The 14339-nt window shown below is 43.6% G+C and carries 5 protein-coding genes; 1 reads left to right on the top strand and 4 read right to left on the bottom strand.

Going from position 1 to position 14339, the window contains the following annotated elements; all coding sequences use genetic code 11:
• Positions 1-14: 14 nt before the first annotated feature.
• Genes IQ31_RS10315 through IQ31_RS10300 form a run of 4 tightly spaced genes read right to left on the bottom strand, consistent with a single transcriptional unit; the run spans position 15 to position 9795 of the window.
• The gene (locus tag IQ31_RS10315; RefSeq protein ID WP_232475574.1) at positions 15-1778 is read right to left on the bottom strand and encodes a RagB/SusD family nutrient uptake outer membrane protein; all 1764 of its coding nucleotides are present in this window, start codon (positions 1776-1778) and stop codon (positions 15-17) included.
• A 21-nt stretch (positions 1779-1799) separates the two neighbouring features.
• On the bottom strand, positions 1800-4679 hold the full coding sequence (locus IQ31_RS10310; RefSeq protein ID WP_075993564.1) for a SusC/RagA family TonB-linked outer membrane protein: 2880 nt from the start codon (positions 4677-4679) through the stop codon (positions 1800-1802).
• Positions 4680-4706: 27 nt separating this feature from the next.
• Complete coding sequence (locus IQ31_RS10305; RefSeq protein ID WP_075993563.1) at positions 4707-6602, bottom strand: RagB/SusD family nutrient uptake outer membrane protein; 1896 nt, start codon at positions 6600-6602, stop codon at positions 4707-4709.
• 10 nt (positions 6603-6612) lie between these two features.
• Positions 6613-9795, bottom strand: coding sequence for a SusC/RagA family TonB-linked outer membrane protein (locus IQ31_RS10300; protein ID WP_232475573.1), 3183 nt, complete (start codon positions 9793-9795; stop codon positions 6613-6615).
• 440 nt (positions 9796-10235) lie between these two features.
• Between IQ31_RS10300 and IQ31_RS10295 the strand changes: the two genes are divergently transcribed.
• Positions 10236-14315 carry a hybrid sensor histidine kinase/response regulator transcription factor gene (locus tag IQ31_RS10295; RefSeq protein ID WP_145327913.1) on the top strand — a complete coding sequence of 1360 codons (4080 nt, stop codon included), beginning with the start codon at positions 10236-10238 and terminating at the stop codon, positions 14313-14315.
• The last annotated feature ends 24 nt before the right edge of the window (positions 14316-14339 follow it).

Genomic DNA, 14339 nt, shown 5'->3' with positions numbered 1-14339 from the left:
TGCGTGTATTAATGTTAATTCCATCCCGTATTCTGTACAAGATTGCTGTATTTGAGTACTTCACTGTACGGGATCGGACCGTAGTACATAAAGTTTTCATAAAGTCTATTCTCTACCGGAATCTCGGTATAGCTGTTGTTGCTTATACTGATTCCTTTTGCAGCAACGTTGATATCCAACTTCCAGCGACGCAGGTCCCAAAACCGAAACCCTTCAAAACAAAGTTCTAGTCTCCGCTCATTGCGGATCAGCTGCCGCATTTGCTCTTTGTTGTTTTTTACCTGTTCTAGGTAAGGATCGCCATTGTTGGCTCCTACACCCGCCCGTCTGCGAATAGCCTTGATGATGTCGTAGGCCGAGAAGGTAAAAGTACCCATGCCAGTAGGCCCCCAGGCCTCATTTGCGGCTTCGGCATAGGCCAGATACATTTCTGTCATCCGTATACGTGTATTGAAATGCATTTGTTGTGTAGAAGATGAAGGGTTGAGGTTTACATCTTGGCGCAGCAGCTTTTTCAGGTAATAGCCCGTCCGAGTAGATGTCTCGACCTTATTTAACCCATCGTTTGTTGGACTATTGGCAGCGGTATTGATAGCCGTGTTGCTTACGCCTGCCGTGGCACCATTGACAATAATGTAAGTCTTCAATCGGGGATCCCGCTTGTCGTACGGATTGGTTTTATTGTAAGCCGAATTGGCATCGTCAATGGGATAGCCATTTTCCATGGGAAAGGCATCGACCAGATTCTGTGTAGGATTGAGACGTCCTCTGCCAAACAATGTTGGCGGAAAATGGTCCTGTTCCATGCTGTTGCTATTTCCTTTGTCGGTGCGCCAAAGTATTTCGGCCGGATTGGATCCGGAGGTTAAGCCATCGACCACATCTTTATTGTACCAGGTGAATCCTTTCGGATCGATACCACTTGGTCCGCCTTTGGCCTGGATGACCTGCCCCGCATAGGTGGCGGCTTGCTCCCAGGTTGTTTTGCTGCCCTCGCTGTATGCCGGACTTGCCGCCATTAACGCTGCTCGGGCACGAATTGCCTGCGCGATGCGCTTGGTCATGCGGAGTTTGAAATAGGCTCCAAATACACGGTTGTAGTCGTCTTTATTGATTGTGCCTGCGTATTTGACCGGAACTTGACTGTCTGCACTGATGTCTTCATAATCCATAGGCAACAGGTCTTCTGCATTTTTGATGTCATCGTAAAGTTGCTGCATGCAGGCTTCGAACGGTGCACGACTGTGGTTAAAATCCGAATTGACATCTTCGGGAGTCAGCAGGATAGGCACACCAAGTATCTCACCGGTACTCGACTTTCCGGCATGGGATTGCAACAGGTGAAACATAAATAGTGCCCGGAGACCATAAGCTTCACCTTTCATGCGATCGTTAAACATCGTACTGACCTTGGGATCCAAGGCCCATTCTACTTTATCACTTAGGGATAAAAAATTGTTGAGGTACTGTATGGCTGCATAGCTATTGCGCCATTGGTCGAAAGGATTGTTGATGCTTGTCCATTGTCCGGTTGCTGTTTTAAGGTAAGTATTGCTTTTATCGTTGCTCACAGCATTGTCTGTGGCGACATCATCAAAGCTATAGCTATTAGCCGGAACCCGGTTGTATCCATTTAAAAGTAGCCCTTGTGCGTAAAGGGGGCGACTATTGGCTGTTTCAATTTCAAGATTATTTTCAAGAGCCGGCTCAAACATATCTTCACAGGAAGAAAATAGTAAGCTGCTTAGGATGGCTATGGTTAGTATTCTTTTCATCATTCTCGTCTTAGATAGTAAAGATTAAAATAGTGCCTTCAGTCCGATGTTGAAAAAACGCATTTGTGGTGCTTGTCCAATATTCAATTGCATCGTTTCCTTTTCTTTGGCAATGGTCAGTAGGTTGGATCCCGTGGCATAAATCCCCAGTTCGTGTATAAACTTAGCATTGAATAGACGCTTTGGGAAATCGTAAGACAGCTGCACTTTGGATAGGTTGATGCGATCGGTCTTGTAAAGCCAAAAGTCTGAGCTTCGAAAGTTGTTGTCACTGTTAAAGGTGGTAAGGCGCGGATAAGTTGCGGTCTCCTTGGTCGACTCTGTCCAGCGGTCACGTACGACCACTGAATATTTATCTTCCGCATCTACCCAAAAGTAAGAACTGTTTTTCATCGCTTTGGCTCCGAACTGTCCCGTTGCCGCGGCAAATAATGTGAAATTATTCCATTTGACTGTCAGGTTGCAACCTAATGTCAGTGGGGCACCGGCCCATCCGCCTTTGCCTAAGTATACTTCGTCGCGGGTATCGATGGTACCATCACCATTCTGATCTTTATACTTGATATCCCCAGGCTTGACTTCTCCAAATGTTGAAAAGGCAGCTTGGTCAATTTCACTTTGACTGTTATAAAAACCATCATGCTGTAAGCCCCAGATGGCGTCTAGTGGTTTTCCGGCTCTGTTTTGGTAAGCAAATTCATAGAGTTCGTCCCTTTTTACCGCCTTGGTCGTATAGTACATCCCGTTGAAACCCAGTGATACGAAGGTTTTGTTGATCTGTTTGTTCAGGTTGATGCCAAAGTCGACACCCCGGCGTTCGTCGTCGTTAAAATTGACATAGGGAAGGTCTGAATAAACCGGCCAGTAAGTCATAAAATACATTGGGTACTGTGTTGCCGCCTGTACCAACCCGCCGCTCATCCGATTAACAAAGTAGGACGTATTAAAGGTGATCAGGTTGTTGTAGAGCCCACCTTCGAGGTTGATATTAAATTCCTTGCGTTTCGGGAATTTCATGTTGGGGTTGTCACCCCTGCGTCTGTCAAAGGTATGGACGAGGTCACCGTCGCGCCAGCTATACCATGCTGCGTCGTTATAGGTATAATAGCCCTGATAGAGGTAATAGTCGCTAATATCCAGATCCGTGTTTAATATACCGGCCGACGCGGATAATCTTAACTCATTGACGACTTTGCTGTCGACCAAAAAATTTTCTTTAGATAGACGCCAGGCGAGCGCTAAAGTAGGAGATAGGGCTCTTCTATTCCCTTGTGGTAATTTGGCGGAATGACTGTAAGCACTGCTAAAGTCAACATAATATTTGCTTGAATAATTGTAGCCCAACTGCAGCCCTAGGTTGGCATTGCTGGTTTTGTGGTAGCTGCCAGAGGCAGCGATCTGGAACGCATTGGCCAATAGGATTGCCGATACATGGTGGTCATTACCGTAGGTACGGTTAAAGTTTAGGGACCCATTGAGACCGATGGTCTGCCGATAGGTACTGCCACTGATATTTTGGATGCCTGAAATACGGTCGTCACCATATTTTGTGAGGCTACTGATAAGGTCTTTTCCATCATAGTTGTTCCACGATGCCTGATAAACAGCATAATTGTTGTTATAGGATTGGTTATAATTTGACTGATAATCCACAGCCAGGTTGGTTTTGAAAACCAATCCTTCCAGGATATTTTTCAAGTCAAAATTCAAACCCGTATTAAATTGAAACTGCCGATTTAGATAGCGGTTTGTGCCGCCGGCATAAACGTTTGCAAAGGCATTGGTTTGATCCAGCTGACTTCCCCCAAGGAGATATTTGCCATCGATGAGAAAATTGCTGTTGTTGACATACACCATCGAGTTGACGTCACCTTCTTCGATCATATCAATAGGAATGAGTGGAGAGAAGCGATGTGGCCGCACGGTTGCCGCTGCACCCCAGTAGTCCGCATTTACCCCTTTGGAAATATAAAAACTGGCTGCCGCATCGACGTTCAGGGAGATCAGATCATTGACTTTCACATCGATGTTACCGCGCATATTGAATCTATTGGCGCCACCATTTTTTTTCGCCTGTCCAAAATTGAGGAGGGACCCTTCAGACCAAAATCCAAAGTTGGTATAATATTGTGCACGTTGATTTCCGCCTGAGATTTCGGCGGTGGCATCGTAGCGATTATAGTGATCTTTGATATAGTCCGATGAATAGTAATCCACGTTGGGATAACGATAAGGATTTGTTCCGGCTGCATGTTGGTAGATTGTTTCGGTACTATAGAGTGGTGATAATCCATCATTTTGTCGAGCTTCGTTATACAATGTCATATATTCTGCGGAGCCAAGATATTGTGGATAGCTCATAGCCGCATTGATACCGCTATTGGCTCTAATTTTTATCTGTTGACCTCCGGATTTTCCGCGTTTTGTCGTGATGCTAATAACGCCTTTGGCTGCTCGGCTACCATAAAGAGCGATGGCATTGGCGCCTTTCAATACACTGACCTGATCGATTTCTGTTGGCATAACGTTATTGGCATCACGCGGAAATCCGTCCACTAATACCAAATAACCACCCATACCCCAAATATTACCGTTGTATCCCGGAATAAAGGCATCTAGATTTTCCAGACTGTAGGTGTTGTAACTCTTGTCGAGCAATTGTGGAACATTGATGGATTGTACATTGCCCATGAGGTCCTTCTTCTGAACTTTTCGGAAAGCGACCTGTACAAGTGTCGTACTATCGGTGCCAATACTGTCCGGACCAACAAATGTCGAGCGCTCCGGAAAAATATTTTTATGTTGTCTAATGGTTGGATTAAGTGATTCTTTCGCCATTCCTTCAGCGGTAGCTATCCAACTTAATCCAAGACATAGTGCTATTCTTAATTTTTTGTACTTCATTTTTTGAATGATTAAATGAAAAACTTGTTACCAGCCTGGGTTCTGATAGAACTCGGGATACATGTTGACATCTCTGACCTTTAGGGGCAACCAGTAATGCTTGCTTGTAAACTTCCGTTCCAAAAGCACATTTTCTTTCATGTTTACGACGCGGTTTTGGGATGGATCTACGGTGTTGAAGGTTCCTGCCCGATCAAAAACAACCGATTTTTTTAAGGTGTAAGGTGATTCGGTCAACAGCAACCAGCGTCGCAGATCATTAAAACGATGACCTTCAAAAGCGAGCTCCACAGCTCGTTCCCGCCGTAATTCAGGCAACAATGCGTTCGCCGAACCTAGAAATTTGGCATCTACATGACCCACGCCAGCCCGATCTCGAACGATATTGATCGCATCAACTGCTGTTTTACCGTAATTGTCGGCTTTGCCTGTAGCTGAGTTGGAAGCCATCATGGCGGATTCGGCGTACATCAGATAGACATCAGATAAACGCATATAGGGCACGTAAATATGAAGATTGGATCCATAATTATAGGCTTGATCATATTTGTTGGCTGTTATAGGGACAAATTTACGTAACACGTAGCCTGTCTGGCTGCCAGACTGGATATCTCGATAGCTTCCATTACTGTAAAGGTTAGCGTATCGATTTTTTTCGTCCTGTGTATTTCCCTGGACGACTTTTGTTCCATCGAAAATGATGTCCTTATAAAAGCGTGGGTCGCGATCTTTCCAAGGGTATTCGGCATTGTAACCTGATTCTGCGTCAGACTGGGTAATGTCTTTGATCGGTAAACCGTTTTTCATGCCATAGTAGTCGACATAATTGGCTGTTGGAATAAACTTCAATGCATCTCCGTCGGAGACGACCAGCGGAATGTACTGTTTACTGGTACCATAATTCGATACCCATGCGTCAATGTAGGGCCCTCTAAATATAGCTTCTGTACTGCCGGGCATGGCCCAATTTTGGCCTGTTGTGTAAAAATTCAAGTGAATATTGGCCATAGGAACAAGGGCGTAATTTGTCTGTCCGCTTTCGACAAGTGAAAGTAGTTCACCAAAGGCCTGAGCTGCTTTTTTACAATAGTCAGTATGATAGGTTTTATTCCCGGTAGACTGAAAATTCATCAAAGGGCTTCCCGCCCAAAGATAATTTTTGCCAAGATAAGCAAGGGCCATGATTTTGTTGATGCGCAATTGATTTTTACCCAGGGTACGTTTTCCGGCAGTGGTATTGTCCCAGTCGATCGGCAATAGATTGGCCGCTTCTCTAAAATCGGCCGCAGCAAGATCCGCACAGGCATGGTAGCTCAATCTTGGCAACCGCAGCTTTTCGTCACTTGGAAGTACATAATTGATGTACGGCATCCCGCCAAAATATTCCATCAATCGGTGGTGAAACCAACCTCGGAAAAATAACAATTGCCCCTTGATCAGGTTCTTTTCTTCGGAGGTGGCTTCGGTTAATTTGTCGATATTCTCTAGTCCGAGACTGACTTTTCGCAGGCCAAACCAGGCCGCGCTCCATAAATCGCGGAAGGCACGGTTGGCAAATACATCCCCATTGATGGTGGTAAAATCACCCTGATCCATCCAGCCGGAGCCCCAGCCGTCGGATTCTCTTTGCCAACCCCAAAAATTACCATTGTCGATTTTGTGAACAAAATGATAATTGCCAGCCGTTGAGGTCATTTCATCTTCACCCCAGTTCCACGAGTTGGTCCAGTAGTTGTTGCTGAAGTTGACAACACAGCTGTATAACTCTTCTGTATAACCTTGAAAGTTAATAAAGTTTTTAAATGCTTCTTTGGAGGACACATTGGACTGTTCTTCTTTATCCAGGTATTTTTTACACGAGAGTAGGGATGTTGAAGACCAGATCACAGTAGATATAAAGATTACCTTGAAATACTTTTTCATAGTGGTAGGATTAAAATGTAATGTTTGCACCTAGATTAAACCGCTTTACCGTAGGGTAGGCGCCCTGTGATGCCCAGCCCGTACCGGCATAATTGGATTCACGGTCGTCTGGCATTTTGGACCAGAAAACTAAGTTGTTGCCATTTAGAAAAATGCGAAGGTTTTGAAGCCCAAGTCGTTTGATTACGCTGGATTCCCGATTAAAATTGTAGGCAATTTCGGCTGTTTTCAATCGAATGTAGGAACCATCAAACATATACCGGCTACCGGGTGTATAAGTACTCGACTGTGATAACCAGCGTGGTAGTGGTACGTCTGCATTGACATTGTCCTTTGACCAATAGGAACCTTCGTCATAAGCGAGGTTAAGTTGGCCCGAGAAGCTGTTGAAAACAACTTGCCGGGTGACATTATTTACGGCATACCACTGGGTCATGACACTGAAATTCTTCCAATCAAATCCAATGGTGTAATTATAAGTGTTCTGTGGTACCGAAGGAAAGGCGTAGGGAATATTATCCTTAGCATCGATAATACCATCCCCGTTATAATCCAGTATATGATAATTGCCGGGTAGTTTCGCTAGGTCATTGCTTTCGTGCGCGGTACTCGAATAAAGTTCGTCCCAAGTATTGTAATATCCGGAGCTAACATAAGAATAGGTTTGACTAACTTGTTTGTTATCCGGTTTCTGATATTCGGGCAGCAACTCGGGGGCATCGGCATTGATGACTTTATCCTTGGCATGGGTAAAATTGATATCAGCCCATATTCTCCAGTCGGTATTGAGCTGTCTGTTAAATTTCAGTTCTACTTCAAACCCTTTATTCTGTACCTTACCTAGGTTGGCTGTAGGTGCCTCCATCCCAAAGTAGGAAGGAATGGCTCGGTTGGCGCCGCTAATCAGAACATCTGTCCGCCGGTCTCTAAAAAAGTCGACTTTACCGGTTATCTGGCTATTGAACAGACCGAAGTCGAGGCCGATATTGAATTTGTTAACTTTTTCCCAGCGGATATTTGGATTGCCAAGCGCACTTTCCTTATACCAGATATAAGGACTGGTATTGCCGTCGGAGTAGGAGTAGCGGCCTTCAACCCCCATGCCAGCGGTGCCCCCATATGCCCATTGGGTTAGGTACAGAAATTGACGGCCGCCACTATCGTCGCCGATGTCACCATAGGACGCACGTAACTTGAGCATATTGAGAAACGAGATAGGCCTCATAAACTCTTCTTCAGTAACTAGCCAGCCTATCCCACCGGAATTGAAAAAGGCAAATCTATTGTCAGGACCGAATTTTTCTGATCCCGTATAGGCTCCATTGTACTCGAGCATATATTTATTTTTGTAGTTGTAGGTGGTGCGGAATACCCAGTCTTCGCGATAGGAGGGAATCATACTCCCTGTTCCGGTCTGATTGCGGTTGAATAACCCCATGGCAGTGATGTTGTGATTCTTAGCGATGGTCGTTGCGTAGTTTAACTGCAATTGATAAAATAATCTTCGATAGGTAGACCAGTCTCTAACCTGTCCGGCACCGGTTGTCCAGTTTATGCCCTCGACGAAGTCAAATCTATTTGTACCATCGAAAGCGATCTGATAGGTTGGCAATCCCGTATTGGGATCGATCCATTTACTTTGTGTACTGTTGTTGGCATCATTGATACCGCGGCCGCCCTCGACAAACGTGTTGTCCAGTGAGATTGTCCCACGAACGTTAAGCCCCTTCGTTAAAAACTTAAGATCTTGTTCGAGCGTAAAATCTGTTGTAATACGACTGGTGGTGATGTATTCGGTTCCGCTGAGTGCCAGCACACGGGCAGAGTTTATCCCGGCTTGTGTGTTTAAGGCATAGTAACCCCAGGTACCGTCTGAATAGCGTGGATAAATAACATCTGGAGCTACCGTATAGGCAGCGATCCAATAGGAATAATCGTTGCCGCCGCCCCATGGACTTTTTTTGACACCGCGAGACCCTGCCAGGTTGGTTGAAAATTTAGTTGTGGGAGTAAGCTGGAAGTCTAAATTGGACCGTACATTTAGACGGTTAAAACCGTAGCCAGCTTTATAACCGCGAGCATTTTCGAACTGGCGGAACATATCGCCTTCGTAAAGAAAGTCCGCATTGGCAAAATATTTGACAAAGGGTGTGCCACCAGCAATATTGACGCTGCTATTTTGTGAAAAAGCGTGGCTTTTAAATAATTCCTTTGCCCAGTCGGTATTCACGTAACGTTCGCGTTCCGTCTGGTCAGCGGGAAAACGGTATTTATTGATGACGTCTTGTGGAAGATAGTTGGCCCAACTGGAAGGAGAAATCCCTAACTCATATTCGATAACCTTGTTGCGTAGCATCAAAGCATCGTACGAATCCATTTTTCCCGGAAGTTGGGAAACCGTTTTTACAATGTTGTTGACGGTACCGCGTATCAGCATTTGCCCTTCTTTACCCCGCTTGGTGGTGATTAAAATAACGCCATTGGCCCCTCTAACACCATAGACAGCAGTTGCCGAGGCATCTTTGAGGACGGAAACAGTTTCGATGGAACTGATATCAACGGCAGATAGTGGCCTCTCTACGCCGTCCACCATGACTAAAGGATCGGTATTGTTCCAGGTGCTACGCCCCCGAATCACAATACGGGGATCTTCCTCGCCGGGCATACCTGTACTTGCAGTAGTAATCACTCCGGGGACGTTACCGGTCAATGCGGCGCCTACACTAGAAACACCACCTGCGCGCTCAAGGATTTTACCCGAAGTTTGCGCAATGGCGCCAACGACAGTTTCTTTTTTCTGACGACCATAACCGACGACAATGGTTTCCTCGATTTCGATAGACTTATCGCTTAGTTGTACTTCTACCGTGTTCTTATTGTGGATATCCACTTCGATTTGGCTATATCCTAGCTTGGAGATAGTCAACAAATTATTATCTGCAGGGACTTGGATCGTGAAAGCTCCATTGTCATCGGTAGCCGTGGCTAGCGAGGTGCCTTTTACCCTGATGGACGCACCGCTCACTTTTTTATGGTTACTATCGACGACAATGCCCCTTATCTGCCTTTTGGCCTGAGCATAGAGTGTTGTCTGTCCAACATAAAGCAGGAACAGCAGTAAAGTGAATGGCTTAGCTATACCCCATAGCTTTTTCCAATGCCTTACTCGTGTGATTGTACATGTAATCATCATCGCATTTGTGGATTGATAAATAGGTTTAAGAATTCTTGGTTAAATTTTCTCTAATTGGCTAGATACGTTTGTATCGGTGTTCCCTTAGTTCATTTTGATAAAAAATCTAAGGGACAGTCATGGATCATCAGGTACTGTCATATGCTGTATAATAATTGGTTAAATTTTTTATAACTATATAGCAACCGGTTGCATTGTTTGCATATAGTTTTCCCTATATTGGAAATGCCTTTCAAAGCAGTTTATAATTGTATACCAAAGCTAGCCATTGGAAAATTTGGTGGATAGCAAGAATGTTTAAATGAAGGATAAGAATGTCAAAAAATACCGCTTACATGGGTCAAATGATTGTAGAGACTAGTTTAGTAGGGATTAATTTGATAATTTAGTTGACAGTTCAATACAGATTTTTTTGTATTGAAGATTACATACCTAAATATATGATACGAACTTTAGTGGTATTCACCTGGATGATGCTGACGTTTTTTTCTTATGGACAAAGCCAGCCTGTAACTTTTCAACGCTATTCTTCAAAGGATGGACTTTCTTCCAATACAATCTATAGTATCTACCGCGATAGTTATGGTTTTCTTTGGCTAGGAACAGAAGATGGGCTTAATCGCTTCGACGGACGTCATTACAATGTCTACCGCTATGATGCCAACAAAGAGAATAGTTTAATGGCAAACCATATTTCGGCTTTATGTGAAGACATGAAGGGAAGAATATGGATCGGTACAAATGGAGGGGGATTAAGTTATTATGATCGGGAAGCTGACCGGATCAGGTCGTACAATCTTACCCCTGATGGTAAATGGCTCAGTACCGCTATTAATGCGATCGATAAGGATGCAAGTGGAAATATCTGGATCGCTTCCTATGGTGCTTTGTATATTTTGGACGTCAATGATCTACAAAAGAGAATGGATCCAACTTATCGACGTATTGTAGAAGCTTTTGCCGGTAAAGTAACGGGCAGTGTTTTTCGTGACCGTAAGAACAACATGTGGGTGTCATCAGAGAATGGCATATTCCGCATATCAGCAGACCTAAAGACCATAAAACGTTTTGAAGTTCTTTCGGAAAAGGAAGGATATGGAAATGGAATTGAAATTAGTTCCATTGTTGAAGATGATCAGGGCCGTATCTGGGTCGGATCTATGCTCGGCCTTAAATATTTGAATCCGGGCGATTCGCAGTTCAATAAATTCAGCGCAGGAGAAGGGAAAGGAGCTTTAAGCAGCCCCCGCATTTACACCTTATGTTACAATCAAAAGCAAGACTTATGGATCGGAACGGACAAGGGTCTTGATGTGCTTAATACCAAGGATTTAACAATTCGGACCTTTAAGCCGGATCCAAGTAATGTTCATAGTCTTTCTCATAAATCGATACGATCTATTTTTGTCGATAATAGCGGAATTTACTGGATAGGTACCTTTCAGGGAGGGCTAAATAAATTCGATACCAATTTAAGCCAATTTAGATTAAAAAGTTTAGATTTTTTGGAGGGTATGACCGGTGACCCAGCTATAGTAACTTCTTTCGCGGCTTATCAGAATAAGATTTTTTTGGGCGTTGATGGTGGTGGTATTTGGAAATATGATCGAACCACAGATAGACTGTCGTCTGTTGAACTTTCGGCCAACTTACCTAAAGATCTTACGGTGTTGACTTTGGAAAGAAAATTCGATCAGCTTTGGATCGGTACCTATCAGCAAGGGGTTATCTGCTATGATCTGCTTAATGGAAATCTAAAAAGATATACTGTTGGTAACAGGGAAGATAATTTGAATAATAACGATATTTTTTGTTTAAAAGTAGATTTTCGGGGGAATACCTGGGTTGGGACGAATGGCGGCGGCGTGAACATCATTCAAAAAGGAAGCGCTATCGTCAAAAAATACAAGCGGGAAGAGCACTCAAACGATGGAATAGAGCTACCTGGAAATTTTATACGTGCGCTAGCGGAGGATCAGGAACATAATATGTGGATAGGAACTTACGGCTCGGGCCTGGTGATGTATGATCCTTTAAAACAACAGACTACACTGTATGATAAAGTAAAAAATAAGCTCCCAAGCAATTATATATTAGCCGTGCATACGGATAAAAATGGAAATTTATGGGTTGGAACAAATGGCAATGGAGTAGGTTTGCTGCGAAAAGGGAAAACACTATTTGAGACACTTTCTGAGAAAGATGGATTAGTGAATGGTGCTATTCAGAGTATTATCGAGGACGATAAAGGGAGGATCTGGTTTTCAACAAACAAAGGATTGAGTTGTTATTCTCCGGTGCAAAATAAGTTCAAAAACTATTCTAATGCTGTGGGATTGCAAGAAGGTGCTTTTATGCTCGGTGCGTCATTAAAAACGGACGATGGAGAAATTTATTTTGGTGGGCAGAAAGGGTTTAACCATTTTTATCCGGCTCATTTAAAAACAAATGGCAATCCTGCGAAGGTCGCACTGACGGATTTAAAAATTGACAATGTGATCGTTCAGCCCACGGAGAAGGGGCCAATACAGCAGTCGCTGTTGACTGCCGATCGCATCAACCTGAAATATAAACAAAATTTTTCAATTTCTTTCGCTGCGCTAAATCTAACTGTACCTGAGGATAACCAATACGAGTACCGACTTGTCGGCTTTGACAAAAATTGGATTCGAAATGGAAAGGAAAATAGTGCCTATTATACAAATTTGGATCCGGGAGATTATGTTTTTGAGGTTCGCGCAAGCAACAACGACGGTATTTGGAACAAGGAAATCAAATCGATTGCGATACACGTTGCTCCACCGTTTTGGCGCACCATTTATGCTTATCTATTTTATGTGCTAGCAGTATTGGGCGGCCTGCTGTGGATCAGACATCGCGGGATTCAAAAGTTAAAACAAAAATTTGCGATTGAACAAGAGCGTATCCAGGCGAAGCAGCTCATTGAACAGCAAAAGAGAGATGCCGAGACAAAGCATCAAATAGATGCAATGAAAATCCGATTCTTAACAAATTTAAGTCATGAATTCCGAACCCCAATCTCTTTAATCACAGGGCCCGTGGATGCTTTGATTGCCAAAAATAAAGATAGCAAACTGGGCGATCAACTAAATTTGGTAAGCCGTAACGCGCGGCGGCTTTTAAATTTGGTCAACCAATTACTAGATTTTCGTAAAATGGAATACCATGAATTGAAAGTGCAGGATGAAGATGGTGAATTGGTATCTTTTGTACAGGAAGTATACCGTTCATTTCAGGATATGGCGCTGCAAAAAGGTATCGATTATTCTTTTTTTCCATGCCAGGAAAAATTGTATTGCCGTTTTGACCGAAATAAGGTTGAGCGCATTCTATTTAATTTAATCTATAACGCTTTTAAATTTACCAAAAAGGGTGGGGATATCGCTGTAAGTATATCCTCTATAAGCCTTGTCGACAAGAAACTGCATGTTTCCCTTGAAGTGCGCGATACTGGTATCGGAATTCCCGAGCAATTGCAACAATCGATATTTGAGAGTTTTTTTCAGCATGATACTGAGGGCAAGGTGGCAAGTCAGGGTTCAGGTATTGGACTGTCAATTGCCCAGTCATTTGTTCAGATGTACCATGGCGAGATTTCGGTTAGCAGTCAACCCGACAGCGGAAGTACCTTTAAATTTGATCTATGGCTGGATCAAGCTGAGTCGGTATATGAGGGAGGGGTTGAACCAGAAGTAGTTACGGAGATACAACCTGTGGAGCTTAGACAGTGCCCGCTTGTGTTGATTATTGAAGATGATGAAGATTTTAGATATTACCTCAGCGAGTCTTTAAAGGAGTATTATCAGATTATCGAGGCTACTAACGGAAAGGATGGCTGGCAAAAAGCACTTTTTCATCACCCTGACCTTGTGGTGAGCGATGTTCAGATGCCATATATGAATGGTATGGAATTTTCACAGAAGCTGGCGCAGGATAAACGGACAAAACATATTCCTGTTGTACTGCTGACGGCCTCACAGGTCGACAATGGTCTTGTTTGCGGGCTTGAATCGGGTGCGGTTGGATATCTGACCAAACCTTTTGATATGGATGTACTGGTAGCGAAGGTTAACAGTTTGCTTCAGCTGAATCAGGCGTTCAAGGAAGTCTATAGTAAACAGGTGTCTATTTTAGCGCCCGAAATGACGATCAGGTCCGAAAAAGATAAATTTTTACAAAAAGTACTCAATTATGTACACGATAATATCGATAATCCGCAGTTATCGGTCGAAGCGCTAAGTGCCCACACCTCAATGAGCCGAGCCTCCCTTTACAATAAGCTGCTGGAACTGACGGGCATGTCTCCCGTAGATTTTATACGCTCTGTGAAACTAGAAAAGGCGGCAGGTTTGCTGGAAAAAAGCGATAAGTCTATTTCTGAAATTGCTTATGAGACGGGATTTGCCAATCCAAACTATTTTACAAAAGTCTTTAAAGCAAAATATCAAATGACGCCAAGTGAATATATCCAATCGCATAAAAGTACATCCGTGCACTAAGCATAATATTGTTATTTAAAAGGT

Source organism: Sphingobacterium siyangense (assembly GCF_007830445.1).
GTDB classification, from domain to species: Bacteria; Bacteroidota; Bacteroidia; order Sphingobacteriales; family Sphingobacteriaceae; genus Sphingobacterium; species Sphingobacterium siyangense.
This window is presented reverse-complemented; position numbering and strand designations above follow the sequence as displayed.

Coding starts and splice junctions, on each gene's coding strand:
- IQ31_RS10315 (WP_232475574.1), bottom strand. CDS start 1,778: ATGATGAAAAGAATACTAACCATAGCCATCCTAAGCAGCTTACTATTT.
- IQ31_RS10310 (WP_075993564.1), bottom strand. CDS start 4,679: ATGAAGTACAAAAAATTAAGAATAGCACTATGTCTTGGATTAAGTTGG.
- IQ31_RS10305 (WP_075993563.1), bottom strand. CDS start 6,602: ATGAAAAAGTATTTCAAGGTAATCTTTATATCTACTGTGATCTGGTCT.
- IQ31_RS10300 (WP_232475573.1), bottom strand. CDS start 9,795: ATGATGATTACATGTACAATCACACGAGTAAGGCATTGGAAAAAGCTA.
- IQ31_RS10295 (WP_145327913.1), top strand. CDS start 10,236: ATGATACGAACTTTAGTGGTATTCACCTGGATGATGCTGACGTTTTTT.